This window comes from Paenibacillus sp. FSL W8-0186 (assembly GCF_037969765.1).
Lineage (GTDB): Bacteria > Bacillota > Bacilli > Paenibacillales > Paenibacillaceae > Fontibacillus > Fontibacillus woosongensis.
In genome coordinates, this window is sequence record NZ_CP150207.1 from 3,525,421 (window position 1) to 3,545,097 (window position 19,677).

Annotated in this window: 14 protein-coding genes; all 14 read right to left on the bottom strand. The window is 54.0% G+C overall.

Annotated elements, in window-relative coordinates; translation table 11 throughout:
- Window positions 1–103: 103 nt before the first annotated feature.
- A complete protein-coding gene (locus MKX50_RS15950) occupies window positions 104–2,752 on the bottom strand; it encodes a DUF5704 domain-containing protein (RefSeq protein ID WP_339157348.1) in 2,649 nt (882 codons plus the stop codon).
- Window positions 2,753–3,328: 576 nt separating this feature from the next.
- The gene (locus tag MKX50_RS15955; RefSeq protein WP_339157349.1) at window positions 3,329–4,540 is read right to left on the bottom strand and encodes an S-layer homology domain-containing protein; all 1,212 of its coding nucleotides are present in this window, start codon (window positions 4,538–4,540) and stop codon (window positions 3,329–3,331) included.
- A 247-nt stretch (window positions 4,541–4,787) separates the two neighbouring features.
- Window positions 4,788–6,290 carry a 16S rRNA (cytosine(967)-C(5))-methyltransferase RsmB gene (gene rsmB / locus MKX50_RS15960; RefSeq protein ID WP_339157350.1) on the bottom strand — a complete coding sequence of 501 codons (1,503 nt, stop codon included), beginning with the start codon at window positions 6,288–6,290 and terminating at the stop codon, window positions 4,788–4,790.
- A complete protein-coding gene (gene fmt, locus MKX50_RS15965; RefSeq protein ID WP_155610276.1) occupies window positions 6,287–7,246 on the bottom strand; it encodes a methionyl-tRNA formyltransferase in 960 nt (319 codons plus the stop codon). The genes rsmB and fmt overlap by 4 nt, the downstream gene beginning before the upstream one ends.
- A gap of 8 nt (window positions 7,247–7,254) precedes the next feature.
- Entirely contained in the window at window positions 7,255–7,737 is a 483-nt protein-coding gene (gene def / locus MKX50_RS15970) for a peptide deformylase (protein ID WP_155610277.1), read from the bottom strand.
- A gap of 119 nt (window positions 7,738–7,856) precedes the next feature.
- Window positions 7,857–10,394: a primosomal protein N' gene (priA, locus tag MKX50_RS15975; protein ID WP_213590458.1), complete on the bottom strand. Its 2,538-nt coding sequence runs from the start codon at window positions 10,392–10,394 to the stop codon at window positions 7,857–7,859.
- A complete protein-coding gene (gene coaBC / locus MKX50_RS15980) occupies window positions 10,394–11,623 on the bottom strand; it encodes a bifunctional phosphopantothenoylcysteine decarboxylase/phosphopantothenate--cysteine ligase CoaBC (RefSeq protein WP_155610279.1) in 1,230 nt (409 codons plus the stop codon). The genes priA and coaBC overlap by 1 nt, the downstream gene beginning before the upstream one ends.
- Window positions 11,624–11,735: 112 nt before the next feature.
- Window positions 11,736–11,957, bottom strand: a complete 222-nt coding sequence (gene rpoZ / locus MKX50_RS15985; protein ID WP_155610280.1) for a DNA-directed RNA polymerase subunit omega — start codon at window positions 11,955–11,957, stop codon at window positions 11,736–11,738.
- A 53-nt stretch (window positions 11,958–12,010) separates the two neighbouring features.
- Window positions 12,011–12,583, bottom strand: coding sequence for a guanylate kinase (gmk, locus tag MKX50_RS15990; RefSeq protein ID WP_155610281.1), 573 nt, complete (start codon window positions 12,581–12,583; stop codon window positions 12,011–12,013).
- Between the two features lie 11 nt (window positions 12,584–12,594).
- Entirely contained in the window at window positions 12,595–12,855 is a 261-nt protein-coding gene (locus MKX50_RS15995; protein ID WP_019639066.1) for a DUF370 domain-containing protein, read from the bottom strand.
- A gap of 51 nt (window positions 12,856–12,906) precedes the next feature.
- Entirely contained in the window at window positions 12,907–13,797 is an 891-nt protein-coding gene (locus MKX50_RS16000; protein WP_339157351.1) for a YicC/YloC family endoribonuclease, read from the bottom strand.
- A gap of 35 nt (window positions 13,798–13,832) precedes the next feature.
- A complete protein-coding gene (locus MKX50_RS16005; RefSeq protein ID WP_213590456.1) occupies window positions 13,833–15,722 on the bottom strand; it encodes a bifunctional homocysteine S-methyltransferase/methylenetetrahydrofolate reductase in 1,890 nt (629 codons plus the stop codon).
- A 187-nt stretch (window positions 15,723–15,909) separates the two neighbouring features.
- Complete coding sequence (dapF, locus tag MKX50_RS16010; protein WP_155610284.1) at window positions 15,910–16,752, bottom strand: diaminopimelate epimerase; 843 nt, start codon at window positions 16,750–16,752, stop codon at window positions 15,910–15,912.
- Between the two features lie 83 nt (window positions 16,753–16,835).
- On the bottom strand, window positions 16,836–19,643 hold the full coding sequence (locus MKX50_RS16015; protein WP_213590454.1) for a calcium-translocating P-type ATPase, SERCA-type: 2,808 nt from the start codon (window positions 19,641–19,643) through the stop codon (window positions 16,836–16,838).
- Window positions 19,644–19,677: the final 34 nt, after the last annotated feature.

The window sequence follows — 19,677 nt, forward strand, 5'->3', positions numbered from 1 at the left end:
AAGTTTCAAGCCTTGCCGTCTTTTTCCATATGGAGGAAAAAAGAAAGCCGAGCTTTCCCCGGCGAGCCGGGTCAGGGATCGGCTAAGACTATTGAACTATGAATTAATGCGTGACCATCGAGCGGAAATCATCGCGGCTGGAAAGGCCGGCATGGTACAGCACAACGTCCCCGTCCTGCAGACGGTAGGTCACGCCAAACGGATCCTGCACGCTCCGGGCAAAGCCCTCCATCTGATGCCACTGGTTAACCAATGGACCGTGAATATACTGCAGATGCGGGTCGGTGGCTTGCCCTTCGCGCACCGTCTCCATATTGAAATTAACCACGATATAACCATTTTTCAAAAAGATCGGCGACTTGTCCGTAAGCCCTCTGTGCGTTCGCCCGTATTCTGCGACGTTCGTCCCAGCCTTCACGGCATACAGGTCGGCTGGCAGGCTGTACTCGCCGTACCATCTCTGCACGGCAGCATTTGCCCGGCTGGGATCGACCCCTGCGGGGATATTCGTTTTCGGCCCGATAAAAGTACGCACGCCTTCGGGGAGACGCAGCAGGGTCAGGCTCCCTATCGCCGTCCTGCGTTTCGTGGCAAAGTTGATATAGTGACTTACAAACTGCGGGCGCCCGATGTTCGCAATTTGGCCAAAAGAGTATTGATAGTCATATTTATAAAGCGCCGTATCCGTCAGTTCCTCTTCGGGAACATTGCGCAGGCGCTCGTTCAGGACAACGTACCGGTTCACCTCGTCGCCGGGCGAACCTACTTTGATATAGCTTTTTCCGCTTTTGTGATAATACAGCTCCACGGGCGTGCGCGCCCCGTCTTCCGCACTGATAAAGTAGAAACTAGGCGTAATTTTGATTTCATCCTTAATTCCGAACATATTTCCTTTAGTCTTCAGATCGAATTTGAAATGATATCCGGTTTTGATAGCGACGTTCTTATATACGGGATGACTTCCGGGACGAATCGGCAGAGTATACATGGACGAGATTCCTCTTGGCGCCCCGTCTATGCCCCCTAACCCGGCCCAGTAGGCGGTTCCCGTTGGCAGGCTGCTTCCCTTCGCCGTCCGGAACACCGTCTCCCAGTGGTAGTCGGCAATATCGGTAACCCGGAAATCATACACGCGTCCAATGACATCTACCGCCACAGTGTCATAGGCAATATGATGAGTTAAATCCAGGTTGGCATTTCTTTGATGGGTTGCTCCGGCAGGCGCGTTATGCGCTATCGTCCGGAACTCGACGTCATAGAATCCTTCATCTACCCATACCGGGAGAAAAAAGGAAAAGCTCTCCTGCGGCTTCTCCACCTCGATCCATGTATTTTTCGGGTGAAATTGCGTCTTGGAGCCGTCGTAGACATCAAACGGAAACCTGACCTGCTTGCTGCCGATGTATTTTAAATAATTGCGGCTGCCGTATCCGAGATAACTCGCATGCTGCCCCGAATTTGGCAGTTCAATTACAAAAGGCCGGTCCAGAATAACTGCAGAACGCCCTGCTGCCGGCTTGGTTTTCTGATTATGCTCCCGGTCATCCGATACGGCAGGATAAATGACGACCGGAGTATGTACGGTGACCGGGTTGATGCCATAGATAGGATAACTTCTTTCAGCAGCACCATTGACCTGGACATAATATACCGTTCCTGTGCTCGGCCGCTTTTCCTGGTTTGTCTTGAACATCGGGATGACGTTTCCCGGACTGTACAAAATATTGTCGCCCGTCATAGCTGCTGTAGGAATTGGAGATGGAGCCTGCCCGCTGCCCGTCGTTTCCGCTCCGCTCATGAGGGTCTGTCCATTGAACGTGAACGTATCATTCCTCACCCGCACGCTCACCGCCGACCTGGCGGCTGCTTCAGGATCGCTGTCAGCACCCACAGTAATGTCGAGAACAGCGGATGGTTCATAACGATGCGTCTGTGCTATCGCAAAATACGGGGTGTTATATCCGCTAGGTGAAATTCTGATGCCGTTTGCCTCGAACGCATAATTCTGCAGGGCAGCCTCTTTCAGGCCATAGACCTCAACTTGCGATACCGTCCAGAAGGAATAGTTCTTATCCACCTGGACTTGTACGGTTGAAGGCTCACCCGGTTGTCCATCTGGGGGCGGGGGCGGCGGCATAACAGTCACATTGACGGTAAACGTACACTTCCCCGTCATTTCCTGGTAACCGTATTGATGCAAATAGTTCTTTGCCCATACATTACCGTACAAACTTTCCGTTGTTGGTATGCCATCCAGCACATTAAACCGTTCGCTGCCCCGGGCGTCCGCCCGGATAACCGCGCTGACATTCGGGCTGAAGTCTTCTCCCGACATTGTCCTGCCGGGCGAAGGGGTCGTGCAGGTCACCCCAGGCTCAAGCGGATCGGGATCCGGGCCCGGAGGCGGCCCATTGCCTACTCTGATCGTCGCTATCCCTCTCAGCCAATAGGGTCCTTTTTTCCAGTCAGCGGAAATTGTTGTTGTTCCCTCCGAAATCGCGGTAACTTTGCCGTTGCTGTCAACAGTGGCCACTGCTTCGTTACTGGAGGACCACGCCGTCTCCGGCGCTGTGGAGACATCAAACCACTTCTCGTTCCAATCCGCCATCGTGTAATCCAGGGTTCGAACCTCAGCCTTCATATTTTTGGTTTCATTGGCTTGTAAAACGGCATTTTCCACTACGCGAATTTGCTTTTTTTCTACTACGTATCCGGTGTAGTTAACGTCCATTGGGATATAGTACTCAGCCATAAATTTAGGCGCTCCGTCTGCCCTAGTTGAATACCTATGTTTATCTGTTACATCTAAAGGATGGCCTGTATAAACCTTAATAGTAGCCGTTATACTCCCTCGGTCATACTCTGGTTTAGTCCCTATTGGCTCATAATAGGGAACTGAGTTCCATTCCATATTCTCAATAAATAAATCTCTAACATATGATCTTATAAAAGCATTTCCTATTGAGTCCTTCATTGACTGCGGGGCATAAGTAGTCATATCTAGTTTCTCTTCTGTTCTTTTTCTTAAAGGAAGTGCACTTTCTCCGCTTCCGAATGTCCCTGTCTCTACACTGGTATTTCCAAAGGTAGCTCTCCATATTTCAGTGTCGGATTGAACCCACACAACCTTCGGGGTAGCTGGAGCCTCCCCCTTTACCACCACTTTAATCGTTTGAAGATTTACTGGTCCATTGGGAGTTACCTCTACTGAAGCTGGATAACCATTCTCAAACCCAGCACTAAATAAGAATTTAGGAAATACAGCAAAGTATAGAAATAAAGTAAATAAAGCAGCCAAAAATTTTTTCATTGATTTACCACCATGAAATTATTTTCCCTCAGTTATTACAAATGAACTGTCATCAGTGGTGTAACTGCTTCGTTCCTTAACATAACTTTCAATCCATAACGATATCCCTTGACCGTTTTTATAATTCTGAAAAAACTTTTTAGTTTCTAAAGCAGGAAAAGACAGATAACCATATTGCTGAATTAGTTTTGTATTATTCACTCTACCGATTCCTAATAGAGTTGAGTTGATTCCATTTATATAGTGACCAATACTAAACTCACTCGCCTTCGGATAAATAGTAACTTGCATATACACCCGATAATTTCCCGGTTTATCAATCCTCTCCACATAATCAGTCTCATCCACAAACAACGGCGCATATATGCTGCTGATATCCTTGAAGTCCTCCGTATCCACGACAATATAATGGTGGAGCTTCAAGGTGCCGGCGTTATTCTTGAACGTATAGGTTTTATCAACCACATTATTAAATGACGTATTCCCTGTCGTAAAAGGGCTGATCGTCTCAAGGTTGGTTCGTTCCGTACCTACCTGACGCAGCTCTCGAAGTCCCAGAAATTGATCTGCCTGCTTCAGGCTTGCATTCTCATAATTTAGCAAAATGGCAGCTGTCTCTGCGCGGGTTGCCTTCAGATCCATACCAAAAGAGCCGTCCGGATAACCGCTTAACAGCTTCGTACCTAAGGCAACAGCGATATAAGAGGACTTAGATTCAGATATACCTGGATTAAAGTATTCCTTCACCGGAATAACTGTTGTCTTGGTATCCTCCAGAGCCTGCCTGTAGTCCGGGTCAGCCTCAGCCAAACCGGAGGCCATCCATTTCGCAATTTCAAAGCGTGTAATCGGCGTGTTGGGCTTGAAGCCATCGGGATAATCGCTAGGCTGCACAAAACCAAGGGCAATCGCCCGCTTGACCTCTGCCTCGCTCCAGTGACCGGCTAGATCCGCGAAGCTTGCCGCAGGATTCACCTCCACCTCGCCCTCCGCCACGCGGGCCAGCAAGGCCGCAAACTCTGCTCGCGTAACAGTAGCGTTCGGCTGAAATGTCCCGTCTGCGTAGCCTTTGAAATACCCTTTGCCTACCGCCGCTTCAATCGCTTTGCCCGCCCAATGGTCTGGTTTTACATCCTTAAAACCCGTGCCTGCAGCCTTAACACCCACAATAAAATGCGCGTTCATTACAAATATCCACCCAGCCAGCAATAAAGCAACCCGTCTTCTCATCGTTACCCACTTCCTTATCGATTATCATTTATCCCTTGTCCCTATGTACATTGCACCCCTCCCTCCTATTTCGTGATGACAGGACCAAAGACCTCCTTTTAATTGGATAACCTGATAAATTAAGGAATTTGTCCCCGCAAAAAAAGCACAGCTCTTCTACTCGCTGCACGCGAGTCAAGAGATGTGCTTCATCTTCGTTTATTATATAAGAAATTTCCTGGTTCGTAAATCACATATTTTCCAGATTTTATTCAAATTTTGCACGTTTCGTTAACCGTGCGATATAGAAACCGTCCGAATGATACTGCTGCGGCAGGATTTGCAAGCCTATTGCTTCCGGGGTCATCCCATTTTCCCGGTTATCCGAACCAGACTCCGGGGCGAGCCGCTGCCACTCCGCCATCTCTGGAGCAGGTTCGAAGTCGGGATGGCGATCAAGAAACTGTCTCACCATCTCTTCATTCTCCCTTGGTTCAATCGTGCATGTACTGTATACCAGCACCCCGCCCGGTTTGAGAAGAGGACTCACCCGGTCAAGTAAGTCACGCTGAATGCTGGTGATCTCGGCGATATCCTCCGGCGTCTTGGCCCATTTCAAATCAGGCTTGCGCCGAATAACGCCTAGTCCAGAGCATGGGGCATCCAGCAAAATACGGTCAAAGCTTTCTGGCGCATAACGCTTGTCAAGCTCCATCGCATCCCCCGCCAAGGCTTGGACATTGCCAAGGTGTAAACGGGAAGCCTGATCGGCGATCAGCTTCACCTTATGCGGGTGAATGTCGTTCGCGAACACTTCGCCCGAGCCGTTCATGCGCTCCGCCATATGGCAGGTCTTGCCCCCCGGAGCTGCGCAGCAGTCCAGCACCTTCATCCCGGCCTCAGGTTTCACGGCCTCAGCCACCAGCATTGAGCTCTCATCCTGGATCGATAATAAACCGTCCTCATACCACGCCGTTAACGCCATATTCCCCCCGCTCAGCACGATAATTCCGTCGGGAGAAACCTTGGAGGCGGCTACCTTCAGTCCCTGCTCTTCCAACTGCTGCATGAGCTGATCCCTGCTGATCCGCGTTTGGTTGACCCTCACACTGACTGGAGGGGACTCATTGTTCGCGCGGCAAATAGCCTCGGCGGTCTCTTCGCCGTATTGGTCGACCCATCTTGTCACCAGCCACTCGGGATGCGAATGCTCCAGGGCAATCCGGCGTGCCGGCGGCAGATCCTCGGGCAGCTTCAGCTCCTCCTTGCGTCGCAGCACATTGCGAAGCACCCCGTTGACCATTCCCGATATCCCCTGATGCCCTCTGCGTTTGGCGATGTTCACCGCTTCATTGACAGCGGCATGCGGAGGAATCCGGTCTAAATAATAAATTTGGTAGAAGCTCAGCCGCAGCAAGTTGCGTACCCAAGGCTGCAGCTTAGCCACTCCCTTAGCCACGAATTGATCAAGATAATAATCGATCGTATTCCTGCGGGAAATCGTGCCGTATACGAGCTCGGTGGCAAGTCCTGCTTCCGGTCCCGCCAGGCCGGACTTCTGCAGCGCAGAGTTCAGCAGCAGATTGCTGTACGCGCCCTCCTGCTCCACTTCAGTCAGCACATGCAGGGCCGTATCGCGGGCTGAAGCCTTGTGCTGCCGGCGCGGTCCGCCCTTCGCGCCCTGCTGTCCGGCTTTGGACGCGGCGCCCGCATTTCCCCCATGCTTTACCCGTGCTCCGCCGCTCGGGCGGCTTTCCTTGTCCCTGCTCATTCAAGTACCATCCCCGGCTGCATGACGCCGCCGCGAATAAACTCGGAGGCTTCCATCGCTTTTTTGCCTGCGGGCTGAACCCGTGTTAACAGGACGGAGCCATCGCCCGTCTTCACTTCGATTCCCCGCTCCGATAAATGCAGCACCGTGCCTGGAGCTTGTCCGCCCGCTTGTTCCCCTGTACCCATACCCGCACTAGCAGGAGCAGGCTTAGCTACGGCCCACACTTTAAATACATCACCATTCCAGAGCGTATATCCGCCAGAGTACGGCACTAGGCCTCTAACCTGGTCATAGATCGCCCGCGACGTCGATGTCCAGTCGATTTTCTCGTCCTCCCGGGACAAATTAGGGGCATACGTGGACTCCTCGTCGTTCTGTGGAATCCGCTCGGCCCGCCCTTCCAGAATCAGCGGAAGCTGCTTCAGCAGCAGCTCGGCTCCGGCCAGACTCAGCTTCTCGAACATCGTCCCGGCGGTGTCCTCATCTTCGATCGGAACGACAGATTTGGCGATCATGTCCCCGGTATCCAGCCCTTCCGCCATGTACATCAGCGTGATTCCCGTCTCCTTCTCCCCGTTCATGATCGAACGCTGAATCGGCGCGCCGCCCCGATATTTCGGGAGCAGCGAGCCGTGGACATTCAGGCAGCCATGTTGCGGCAAATCAAGCACAGCCTTCGGCAAAATCTGGCCGTAGGCGGCAGTAACGATAAGATCCGGCTGCAGCGCCGCCAACTCCTCGATCGCCTCAGGCGCCCTCATGCGCTGCGGCTGGAGCACGGGAAGGCCGTGCTTCAAGGCAGCCTCCTTTACCGGCGTAGGCATCAATACCTTCTTGCGTCCCTGCGGCCGGTCCGGCTGCGTCACGACGCCTACCACGTTATACCCCTCGCGCAGCAGCCCTTCCAGGGAAGGTACAGCGAACTGGGGAGTTCCCATAAACACGATATTCAACTGCGAAGTCACTCCTTCTCTTCACCCTCAGGCGTAATTTCATATACTCTTTCCGCAATGTCCGTATACAACACACCGTTCAAGTGATCGATTTCGTGCTGAAATGCCCGAGCCAGCAGCTCCGTCCCCGTATAAGTCACTTCCTTGCCGTTGCGATCCAGCCCTTTGACCGTAACCTGCATCGCTCGTCTTACATCGCCGCGGTAACCGGGTATGCTCAAGCAGCCCTCGGGTCCGAATTGCTCCCCTTCCGAAGAGACGATTTCCGGGTTGATCAGCTCAATCAGCCCATGCTCATCCCCAACATCGACGACAATCACCCGTTTCAGAATCCCTATTTGCGGGGCAGCCAGCCCGACTCCTTCCGCATCGTACATCGTATCCGCCATGTCCGTTAGGAGCTTCTGCACGTTAGGGGTAATTTTCTTCACTTCTTTGGCTACCTGATGCAGCACTTCATCCGGTTCGTTGACAATAATCCGAATCGCCATACTGGGAACATCCTCCTCTTGCCTCTTCTTAGATTTACCTGTTCTTAACAAAATATATATGCAGCCTTCCGCCCCGATGCTCCGGCCGGAACGCGCCTTTTAAGCGGTCAGGCCCGGCCTTACATCAGCATCTGCGGGTCAACATCGATGCTGATTTGCAATGACGCATCCCGCAGTTGGCCCATCATAGCCGCTGAAATCTCGCGTACGAGAGACACCGCATCCAGATCTCCCCGATATTTTACCATACATTGGAACCGGTATCGGTTCTTGATGCGGGGGAGCGGCGAGGCTACAGGCCCGAGAACGTCTAACGCCTCTGCCGTCCGCCGGTCCAAATCGCCGAACCAGCCGAGACGCTGCGCCTTGCCCCGCAATTCGCTGGCGAAGTTCTCTGCCATCCGCAGCAGTACAGGAAGCTGCTCATGGGAGAGGGTCACGAGGATCAGGCGGCTATAAGGCGGGTAATGCAGCAATTTACGGTGCTGCAGCTCTTCCCTCACAAAGGAATGATAATCATGCCTGCTGGAATGAATGATCGAATAATGCTCTGGCATGTACGTCTGAATATATACTTCGCCCGGCAGCTGATGGCGTCCGGCCCGCCCGGCCACCTGGGTCAGCAGCTGGAACGTTTTTTCCGCCGAACGAAAATCGGGCAAATTCAGCGCCGTATCTGCAGCGATTACGCCAACGAGCGTCACTTCCGGGAAGTCCAGGCCTTTAGCGACCATTTGCGTGCCGAGCAGCACATCGCCTTTCTTCTCCCGAAACGCCTGCAGCAATTTCTCATGCGAGCCCTTCTCGCTCGTCGTATCCACATCCATGCGAATGACCCGGATACCCGGGAACAGCTTGGACAGCTCGCCCTCTACCCTTTGCGTCCCCGTTCCAAAATAGCGGATATGCTCGCTTTGGCATTCTGGGCACTCCGTAGGGGTAGGGGTCGCATAACCGCAATAATGGCATCTTAAGTTGTTGGACTTCTGATGATACGTCAGCGATATGTCGCACTCCGGACATTCCGCCACATAACCGCAGGTCCGGCACATGACGAACGTCGAGTATCCACGGCGGTTAAGGAACAGCACGGTCTGTTCCCCCCGCTCGATCCGCTGGGCGATTCCCTGATGCAGAGCCCGGCTGAACATAGAGCGGTTGCCCTCTCGCAGCTCCTCGCGCATGTCGATGATTTGAACGCCGGGCAGACGGCTGCCCGAGGCGCGCTGCTTCATCTCAAGAATCATTGGAGCGAAATCATCGCTGCTCAGTGATCGCGCAGCATGATAGCTCTCCAGTGAAGGGGTCGCCGAGCCTAGAATGACCGCAGCACCATGCTGGCGAGCCCGTTCTACCGCCACATCCCGCGCATGATATTTCGGCGTTTCCTCCTGCTTGTAGGATGTTTCATGTTCTTCGTCCATGACGATCAATCCCAGATCGGCAAAAGGGGCGAACACGGCGGAACGTGCTCCGATCGCTACCTGGACGCGGCCCTCGCGGATTTTCCGCCATTCATCATAGCGCTCTCCGGTCGACAGGCGGCTATGCATCACGGCGACCTTGCTGCCGAACCTTCCCTTGAAACGCTCCACCATTTGCGGGGTCAGCGATATTTCCGGAACGAGGACGATCGCCTGCCGGCCCTGCGAAATGCAGCGCTCGATCGTTTGTAAATAGACCTCCGTCTTCCCGCTGCCGGTCACTCCGTGCAGCAGAAACACGCGCTGCCGGCGGGAATCGATCGCCTCGGCAAGATAACGGTAGACGTTCTCTTGCTCGGGCGTGCGTTCCAGCGGCTTCGTGGCCTTGAAACGGCGATCCTGGTATGGATCGCGGAACACCTCTACGTCTGTAATCGTTGCATAGCCTTTATCCGCAAGGCTCTTGACCGTCCCTGCCGTAACACGCAGCGTGGACAGTACTTCCTGCATCGATAAGGGAACGCCCACTTCCAGCAGGAACTGCAGTACTTCCTGCTGGCGGCGCGCCTTTCCTCCAAACGAAGCAAGCGCCTCTTTGGCTGCTTCCCCGCTGACGGCTGCAGCAACGGTTTTTACGGTTTTTTTCCTGATCCGGTCTTTAATCGCCTGGCTCTCGAATAATATCCCTTGTCCAAGCAAGTTTTTAATCACTTCAACTTTATCCGGATAACGGCCGCTTAAATGAGCCATCGTCACCGGGCCAGCCTGGTGGATATAACCGACGATCTCACGTTCAGCCGGACCCAGAAGGGCTTGTGAGCCGAACAGAACCCCCGGTTCTGCTGTCTGCTCCCCTTCATTCTCATGCTCATCGGCGACGTGAATATATCTTTCCGCCTTGCCCTTTAATGCCGAAGGAATCATGGCCTGCAACGCCGAAATCATGCTGCAGGCATATTTGCGGCTCATCCATGCCGCCAGCTCCACCAAATCCGGAGGCAGCGGGGGCAGCAGATCAAGCAGTTCATCAATCGGCTTCATTTTCGAAGAATCCATCTCCAGCTCTTCATGCAGGGAAACGACGAACCCTTGTACGGTCCGGCGGCCAAAAGGCACCCCGACCCGGCTCCCCACTTCAATCCAGCTGCTCATGGACTCAGGAATCAAATAATCAAAAGGCCGGTCGGTTTCCCGGCTCGGCACATCGACAATTACTTTAGCCATTCTGTACATTACTTCGACTCTCCCGTCAAACGCGCCGCGGCCAGCTCCATAATCCTGAGCCCGATTTCCTCCTTGGACGCCTGCGGAATCGTCTCTACCTGTCCATTGGCATCGTATACATGCACAATATTTGTATCGGTGCCAAAGCCCGCACCCTCGGCAGTTACATCGTTAGCTATAATAAGATCACAGTTTTTACGCCGCAGCTTGTCCATCGCATGCTCCTCAAGACGATCCGTCTCGGCGGCAAATCCGATCAAAAATTGCGACCGTTTACTCCGCCCCAGTGTCTCCAGAATGTCGATGTTCTTGACAAGCTCCAATGTCATGGAATCCCCAGACTTCTTGATCTTGCGGTCGGCAGCCTGTTTAGGACGGTAATCCGCAACGGCAGCCGCTTTGACGAGAATATCAGTATCCGCCCATAGCGTGTTGACCGCTTCATACATATCCTGGGCAGACTCGACGCGAACGAGAGACAATCCCTCCCGGTGAAGCGGCGGGGATACGTCCGTCCGGCCCGCGACAATCGTTACTTCCGCCCCCAGATCCAAGGCGGCCTTGGCGATTGCAAATCCCATCTTGCCAGACGAATCGTTCGTAATATAACGTACGGGGTCCAGCCGCTCCACCGTCCCCCCCGCGGTAACAATGACCTTTTTACCCGCCAGCGGCCGCTGCGCCGCCCGCCCCTGACGAGCAAAATAAGCCTCGACCGCAGCAATGATATTTTCCGGCTCCTCCATCCGGCCCTTTCCTGTATAACCGCAGGCAAGCAGACCACTTCCCGGCTCCACCATCATTACTCCGCGAGCGGTAAGCTCCGCTAAATTACGGGTCACTGCCGGATGGGTATACATATGGACGTTCATCGCCGGAGCCAGCATGATGGGAGCCTCTGTCGCAAGCAATGTAGTGGATAGCATATCATCCGCCAGCCCTACAGTCATTTTGGCGATGATATTTGCGGTAGCCGGCGCGATCAGCACCAGATCAGCCCAATCCGCAAGGTCGATGTGCGCGATGACCTGCGGGTTCTTCTCCTCAAACGTATCCGTGTAGACAGGGTGCTTGGACAGCGCCTGCAGCGTCAGCTCCGAAATGAACTTCGTCGCCGACTCCGTCATAATGACGCGGACCTCTGCGCCTTGCTGCACGAGCTTGCTGCAGAGCGATGCCGCCTTGAAGGCAGCGATGCCGCCGGTAACCCCCAGCAGTATTTTTTTGCCGGTTAACATCGGTGATCCCCTCTCTTTCCGCCCCTATTCCTTACAGAAAAAAACAACAACCTCGCGGTTGTCGTGAAAAAAACACTAAAAGTGTCTAATAGCAGCCCGGAGGCCATGCTTCTTATTCGTCAGCGTTCTGGTTCTCGCCTTCATCCCGCTTGATCTTGATGAAATCTCCGTAAATTTCCTCCAGCGCAACGCCGACCTGCTTATGGGATTTCGGCTGCTGCAATTCGCTCTTATCCCCTTCTCTGAGCTGTCTTGCTCTGCGGGATGCAGCTACAACCAGGGAGTATTTACTGTCGACTTTATCCAGCATTTTATCAATAGATGGATACAACATATTCAACAACACCTCTTCAAGTATTCATCGAATCACAGCACAGCTGCGCTCGGTTATTTCCTGACTTTGCAATGCTCGGCTGTAATGATGGCTTCAATTCTCTTGCAGGCCAGATCAATTTCGTCGTTAACGACGGCGTAATCATAGTGTTTGAGCAGGGCGATTTCATCCGCAGCCACGGACATCCGATGATCAATCGTCGCCTGATTCTCCGTACCTCGCCCTTGAATCCGCCCTTTTAGCTCGTCCAGGGATGGCGGGAGCAGGAACACGAATATGCCCTCCGGGAACTTCTCCTTCACTTTCAGCGCGCCCTGAACCTCGATTTCCAAAATGATATCCTTGCCGCTCTCGATCGTCTGCTCCACGAAATCACGCGGAGTCCCATAATAGTTGCCGACATACTCCGCATATTCAAGCAGCTGGTCGTTCTGGATCATTTCAACAAACTGTTCGCGGGTCTTAAAAAAATAATTCACACCGTGCTCCTCGCCCAGCCGCGGCTGCCTTGTCGTCGCAGACACGGAATACACAAGCTCCGGCAAACGATGCCTCAATTCATTGCAGACCGTTCCTTTCCCCACTCCGGACGGTCCAGATAATACGATAAGTAGCCCTTTTGCCATTGTTCTCTCCATTATTCGTCGTTGTCGTCGTCTTTGATGGATAGACGATGCGCGACCGTCTCCGGCTGTACCGCCGATAAAATGACATGGTCGCTATCCGTGATGATAACCGCCCGGGTACGGCGCCCATAAGTGGCGTCGATGAGCATATGACGGTCTCTCGCCTCTTGAATAATCCGCTTGATCGGAGCGGACTCCGGGCTGACAATGGAAATGATGCGATTTGCCGATACGATATTTCCAAAACCGATGTTAATAAGTTTAATTGCCATGGTTAGGTAGTTCCCCCTAATTTTCTCGATTCGTTTGCAAACCGTGGAGCCTCACTCCATATTTGCCGCCTGCTCGCGAATCTTCTCCAATTCTGCTTTCATTTCCAAAACACGGTTGACTAAAGCCAAGTGGTTGGCCTTTGATCCGATCGTATTGGTTTCGCGATTCATTTCCTGTATTAAAAAATCCAGCTTGCGCCCGATCGGCTCGCGGGCATTCAGCAACCCGCGGCACTGCTCGAAATGGCTCTTCAATCGGATCAGTTCCTCGTCGATGTTGGACCGGTCCGCAAACAGCGCAATCTCCATCGCAAATCTCTGCTCATCCAGCGCGCCGTCAAACAGTTCATTGAGCCGGCCTTGCAAGCGGGCGCGGTAATCGCTCACCACTTCCGGAGCGAGCCTTACGATTTCGGCATGAAGCTCATCCAGTTTAAGCAGCCGGTTCTCCAAATCGCGAACGAGATGAAGCCCCTCCTTCTCGCGCATGCGCAGCAGCCCGGATACCGCCTCATCCAGCCCGTCCTGCAGCACGCTCTCCCATTCACCATCTTGCGAGATGGCTTCCTCCCCAGACAGATCGGGAGCCGTTAACACATCAGGCAGGGTCAAAATATCCCTGGCCGTGAGATCTGCCTTTATACCGAAACTCCGGTTAAGCTCCCCAGCTGCCTGCAAGTAAGACTGCACCATGGAAGAATTCAATACAAATGGCAAAGAGCTGCTGTCGTCGCGCTCTTTGCTGATGTATACGTCAATCCGGCCACGCTTGACATGCCGCTGCACAAGACGCCGCAGCCCATCCTCATAACATGTCCATTCCCGGGGCATGCGAAGAACGATTTCGGCATACCGGTGATTGACGGATTTAATTTCAAATTGAATAACATAACCGCCGTAATGCCTGGCGGACTGTCCGTATCCTGTCATACTGTGAGACAAAGGTATCACATCCGTTACCCTATTGTAATTGATAATTATGAACGAGACAAGTAGCGTGATCGATGTGCGGATTTCTCCCAGACATAATTACTCAAAATGACGCTCATTTCATAAAACATAAATGGAGTTATCAAATAAATGCCGTTAAAATGCTCCAAAGCCGTGTCCAGCAGTTCCTTGGCGATTTCCACGCCGACTTTGCGGCCTTCCTCTCCCTGCAGTCCATCCATCCGCTTTCTGACGCTGTCTGATAGCTGGATGCCGGGAACCTCGTTGTGCAGATACTCGGCATTTTTACCGCTGGCCAGCGGCATAATGCCGATGAAGATCGGGATATCCAGGTGAGCGGTCGCCTCTTTGACCGCAACGATCAGCTCAGGGTCGTAGACTGGCTGGGTCATGATATAGTCCGCGCCAGAGGCGATCTTTTTCTCCAGACGCTCGACGGCTTTATGCAAATGCTTCACGTTCGGGTTGAAGGCGGCGCCGACGACGAACTTCGCCTTTTGCTTCAGCGGTTTGCCCGAGAAGGCGATCCCTTCATTAAGCTGCTTGATCATACGGATGATTTCAAAGGAAGTCAAATCATATACCGAGCTCGAACCGGGCAAATCGCCGAAGCGGGCCGGATCGCCGGTTACGGCCAGCACATGGTCGATGCCAAGGGCATCAAAGCCCATCATGTGCGACTGGGTGCCGATGAGGTTGCGGTCGCGGCAGGCAATATGAATGAGCGGACGCAGCCCCGTCTCGGACTGGACAAGATGTCCCAGCGCCATATTGCTCATCCGCGTGACAGCCAGCGAGTTATCAGCCAGAGTCAAGGCATCGACTCCCGCCTCCTTCAGAGCGGCTGCTCCATCCATAAATCTGCGGATATCCAGATCGCGCGGCGGATCGAGCTCGACGATGACCGTATGGCGCTCTTTCACGAGATCCACGATGCTCGGCTCTGCAGCTTGCCCCCCAAAGCTCTCCCCAGCCTGATTCTCCCGCTCAGCAGCAACGATGGAAGGCCTTACCTCCGGCAAAGCCGACCCTTCCTGGAGCGGCTGGGCCGTGTAATCGGCGAGCGCCTTGGCAATTGCGGAAATATGCTCCGGCGTCGTGCCGCAGCAGCCGCCAACCAGCCGGGCACCCAGGTCCGCGAAGGAAAGCGCGCATTCACCGAAATACTCCGGAGTTGCTCCATATACATATTCTCCATCTATATAGTCCGCTAAACCCGCATTCGGGAAGACGGACAGCGGAATATCAAGCGGCCCCCCGAGACGCTCCATTACGCTCATGATCCCCTTAGGGCCTGAATGGCAATTGAAGCCGAGTACGTCGGCGCCCTCCTGGCGCAAAACTCCGAAGGCTTCCTTTATACTGTAGCCGTCCAAGGTCCGGCCTAGCTGATCGACAGCGAACTGGCAGATGACAGGAATTGAAGTATGCTGCCGCGCTTTGCCTAGCGCAATCCGCATTTCCTCCAGATCATAGAAGGTTTCGAACAGAAGCGCATCAACATCTTCCGTCAGCAAAGCGGCAATTTGCTGCTCATAATATTTATTCAGCTCCGGAACGGAGACGTTGACCCTTTTCCCGCCGCGAATCGACCCTACCGCCCCGGCAACATAAGCGTCTGTGCCCGCTACGTTTCTGGCAATGCGTACGGCCGCTTTGTTGATTTCCTCCACCTTGGATTCCAATCCGAACTTAGCGAGCTTATAATAATTCGCCGAGAACGTGTTCGTCTCCAGCAGCTGCGCCCCAGCCTCTATATAACGGCGATGGACGTCGCCAATGACTTCAGGTCTTAGTAAATTAAATTCTTCATAAGAAATGCCTACGGGAAAACCGAGCTGATATAAATAAGTGCCCAGCGCCCCGTCCCCGATCAGTACCTCATGCTTCATTTTCTCGCGTAAATCCGGCCTCATATTCCTTACCTCCACAGCCCACATTCTATTTCAAGATCTATCGCAAACTCGTTTTCATTCTAATGTACCACAAAATCAGGCTGAATGGTTAGAAAAAGCATCGTACCCTCTAGCCGCGAGCGCTGCCATTCCCTACCATCGAACCGGCTTTGAGAGAGCAAAAAAGAAGAGGCCTCCTGGCCTCTTCTTAGCGCAATTGCCCGATCCTCCCTTCGTACACCGTCTCCGCAGGACCGCTCATGTATACATGGTTATCCGTTTCGCTCCACTCCACATATAAATCACCGCCCGCGAGGCCGATCCAGGCTGCGCGGTCTGTATATCCGTGCAGAACGGAGGCGACCAGCGTAGCGCAGGCGCCGGTTCCACAGGCCAGGGTCGAGCCGGCGCCCCGTTCCCATACCCGCATTTCCACGCGGTCCCGGGCCGTAACTGTAGCGAATTCGACATTTGTTTTTTGCGGGAAAATAGGATGCTCCTCGAGCATGGGCCCCCACTTATACAGATCAAACACAGCTGCATCTTCGACAAAAATAACGCAGTGGGGGTTGCCCATGGAGACCGCCGTAAACCTGAATCGCTGTCCGTTTACTTCCAGCGGCCAATCCAGTACCGGGCTTGCTTCCAGCGTGGTCGGAACGGCGCGCCCGCGAAGAATAGGCTCCCCCATGTCGATGCGCACGGACGAGACTGCGCCTGAATCCGTCTTCAGCTCCGCCAGTTGCACGCCGGCGCCCAACGTTTCAATGCTGACCTTCCTGCGGTCGATATACCCCTTCTCATACACGTACTTGCAGACGCAGCGAATGGCGTTTCCGCATTGCTCCGCCTCTGTTCCGTCGGAATTAAAGATTCTCATTTGGAAGTCCGCCCGCTCCGACGGCAAAATAAACACCAATCCGTCGGCCCCCGCGCCGAAATAGCGGTTGCACCATTTCACAGCGAGAGAAGAAGCATACTCCGGCAGTTCCTTCTCTCCGTCAATCACAAGGAAATCATTTCCGAGCCCGTGCATTTTCGTAAATTTCATCAAAACCACCCCTTCAAGCTTTGGCCAGCAAAGCTAAACTATGGGGTTAGTCTATAATTTGAGGGCTCGAAAAGGTATTGATTTTATGCACGAATATTTGTACTCTTCGCCGGTGCGAACGGGCCCGAACTGTTGTACTTGCGGCGGTTCCTCCGCCCTGACCAGACGCTGCCCGCGCCGAGCAGGAACGTTGGAATGCCCGCGGCCACGAGAGTAATGGACCATTCCCGCGGCGAAAGCGGAACGGTCTTGAAAATCGGCTGCAGCGGCTCAATGTAGATAACGCCAAGCAGCAGTAGAATGGAAGATAACACCGCGATGACGAGCAGGCGGTTCTGCAAAATGTTGCGGTGGAAAATAGACCGCGAGCTGCGGCAGTCGAAGACATGGATGAGCTGGGCCATGACCAGCGTGGCAAACGCCACCGATTGCGCCTTAACGAGCTGGCCTTCCGCTCCCGGATTGCTCTGCAGTGTAATCCAGAAGGCGCCGAGCGTACACAGGCCGATCAGCAGGCCCCGGCTCAGAATCTTCCAGCCGAGGCGGCGGGCAAAGATGTTCTCGGTTGCGCCGCGCGGCTTATGCTCCATCAGATCCTTCTCCGGCTGATCCACCCCGAGCGCCATAGCAGGCAGGCCGTCCGTCACTAAATTTACCCAGAGAATTTGGATCGGCATGAGCGGCAGCGGCAGACCGGCCAGCATGGCGAACAGCATCGTCAATATTTCGCCCACATTGGAGGCCAGCAAATACCTGATGAATTTGCGTATATTCTCGTAAATGTTCCGTCCTTCCTCGATCGCGGCGACAATCGACGAGAAATTATCGTCGGTCAAAATGAGCGAGGACGCTTCTTTGGAAACGTCGGTTCCCGTGATTCCCATGGCGATGCCAATGTCGGCCGCTTTGATAGCGGGGGCATCATTGACACCGTCTCCTGTCATGGCAACCACATGCCCCCTCCGCTGCAGAGCCTTCACGATACGCAGCTTATGCTCCGGCGATACCCGAGAATAGACGCTAATGCCGTCCGCCTTCGCTTCCAGCTCCTCGTCGCTGAGCATGTTCAGCTCCGAGCCGGAGACCGATTCGCCGCCACGCTGCAAAATCCCTAAATCCTGGGCGATCGCTTCGGCGGTGAGCCCATGATCCCCTGTAATCATCACCGTCTTAATGCCCGCTTTGCGGCAGACCGCGATTGCATCGCGAACCTCCCGCCGCGGCGGGTCGATCATGCCGGTCAGGCCGACGAATACCAGCTGTGATTCTACCGCATCCTCGCTGTTCGTATTTTCATGAGAGCGGAGCTCGCGATAAGCCATGCCCAGAACGCGGAGCGCCCGGCGCGCCATGTCTTCGTTCGCGGCCTGCACCCTTTGGCGCAGCGTGCCCGTGAAAGGCACGACCTTACCCTCCCATAATATGTACGAGCAGCGCTCCAGCAGCATATCCGGAGCCCCTTTCACAAAAGCCAGGGCTCCGCCCTGATGGGATACAACGACGGACATTCTTTTGCGTTTGGAATCGAAAGGATGCTCCTTCTCACGCTTGTATACTCCACTTAGCGTGCTTGGGGTCAGCCCCATTTTGGCCGCTAAGGTGACGAGCGCCCCTTCCGTCGGGTCTCCCTTCAACTGCCAGCGGGATCCCCCAGGCTCCTCTTTGCCTTTACGCCGGCTGCCTGCGCTCTCTTCCTCTTCGTCCTCGTAAATGACGGCATTGCCGCACAATGCGCTAATTTGCAGCAAACGGCGCAGGCTCTGGTCCTTCTTCACGTCGAGCGGCTGCCCCTGCTCCATAACATGGCCGACCGGCTCATACCCGTCGCCAGTTACTTCAAGCGGCCGCCCTTCCAGCCAAACATGCGTAACCGTCATTTTATTTTGTGTCAAAGTGCCAGTCTTGTCGGAGCAGATGACCGAAGCGCAGCCAAGCGTCTCGACGGACGGAAGCTTGCGCACGATTGCTTTGCGCTTAATCATCCGCTGTACCCCTAACGCAAGGGCAATCGTCACAATTGCCGGCAAGCCCTCTGGAATAGCCGCAACAGCCAGGCTTACCCCAGCCAAGAACATGCTTCCGGCGGGCTGCCCGTGAATGATTCCGACCACGACGACAAGAACCGTCAAGGCGAGAGCCAAATAAATCAAAATTTTGCCGAGCTGCTCGAGCCTCCGCTGCAGCGGTGTCTCCTGCGCCTCCGTATTCTGGATCAGGTCGGCGATTTTGCCCATTTCCGTTTCCATCCCTGTGCGAATGACGATGCCCTTTCCACTCCCGCGGGTCACCATCGTTCCCATGAAGCCGATATTTTTCTGATCGCCAAGCGGAACTTCGCTTTCCCGGATCGTCTCCGAATGCTTATTTACCGGATGAGATTCGCCGGTTAACGCAGATTCCTCCGCATCGAGACTGCTCGTCTCCAGCCAGCGGATATCGGCCGGAATACGGTCTCCGCTCTCCACCATGACGATATCACCTGGAACGAGCTCTCGCGCCGCAATATCGCGGAAGCGTCCTTCCCGCAAAACTTTGGCATGGGGAGCAGACAACTGCTTGAGCGCCCTAAGCGACCGTTCGGCGCGAAATTCCTGGATAAAGCCCAGGACTCCGTTCAGGATGATGATGGCTATTATAGTAACGGCGTCCAAATATTCACCGAGAAGTCCAGATATCAAGGTAGCTGCCATCAGTACGAGCATCATGAAATCCTTGAATTGGTTCAAGAAGAGGAGCAGCGGCGACACTTTCTGCATTTCCTGCAGCTCATTCCAGCCGCTTTGCTCCTGCCTGCGCCGCGCCTCTTCTTCGGTCAGCCCCTGCTCCCGCGAGACGCCGAACCGTTCGAGAAGCTCCTCCCCACTCCGCTGGTGCCAGTTTTTTTGTTCCATCCTCCCTATTCCCCTCCCGTATTTTATGCCGTTT

What these genes read in the sequence shown, in the direction of transcription:
- MKX50_RS15950 (WP_339157348.1), bottom strand. Translation starts at nt 2,752, where the DNA reads ATGGCTGAGTACTATATCCCAATGGACGTTAACTACACCGGATACGTA.
- MKX50_RS15955 (WP_339157349.1), bottom strand. Translation starts at nt 4,540, where the DNA reads ATGAGAAGACGGGTTGCTTTATTGCTGGCTGGGTGGATATTTGTAATG.
- rsmB (WP_339157350.1), bottom strand. Translation starts at nt 6,290, where the DNA reads ATGAGCAGGGACAAGGAAAGCCGCCCGAGCGGCGGAGCACGGGTAAAG.
- def (WP_155610277.1), bottom strand. Translation starts at nt 7,737, where the DNA reads ATGGCGATTCGGATTATTGTCAACGAACCGGATGAAGTGCTGCATCAG.
- priA (WP_213590458.1), bottom strand. Translation starts at nt 10,394, where the DNA reads ATGTACAGAATGGCTAAAGTAATTGTCGATGTGCCGAGCCGGGAAACC.
- coaBC (WP_155610279.1), bottom strand. Translation starts at nt 11,623, where the DNA reads ATGTTAACCGGCAAAAAAATACTGCTGGGGGTTACCGGCGGCATCGCT.
- rpoZ (WP_155610280.1), bottom strand. Translation starts at nt 11,957, where the DNA reads ATGTTGTATCCATCTATTGATAAAATGCTGGATAAAGTCGACAGTAAA.
- gmk (WP_155610281.1), bottom strand. Translation starts at nt 12,583, where the DNA reads ATGGCAAAAGGGCTACTTATCGTATTATCTGGACCGTCCGGAGTGGGG.
- MKX50_RS15995 (WP_019639066.1), bottom strand. Translation starts at nt 12,855, where the DNA reads ATGGCAATTAAACTTATTAACATCGGTTTTGGAAATATCGTATCGGCA.
- MKX50_RS16005 (WP_213590456.1), bottom strand. Translation starts at nt 15,722, where the DNA reads ATGAGGCCGGATTTACGCGAGAAAATGAAGCATGAGGTACTGATCGGG.
- dapF (WP_155610284.1), bottom strand. Translation starts at nt 16,752, where the DNA reads ATGAAATTTACGAAAATGCACGGGCTCGGAAATGATTTCCTTGTGATT.
- MKX50_RS16015 (WP_213590454.1), bottom strand. Translation starts at nt 19,643, where the DNA reads ATGGAACAAAAAAACTGGCACCAGCGGAGTGGGGAGGAGCTTCTCGAA.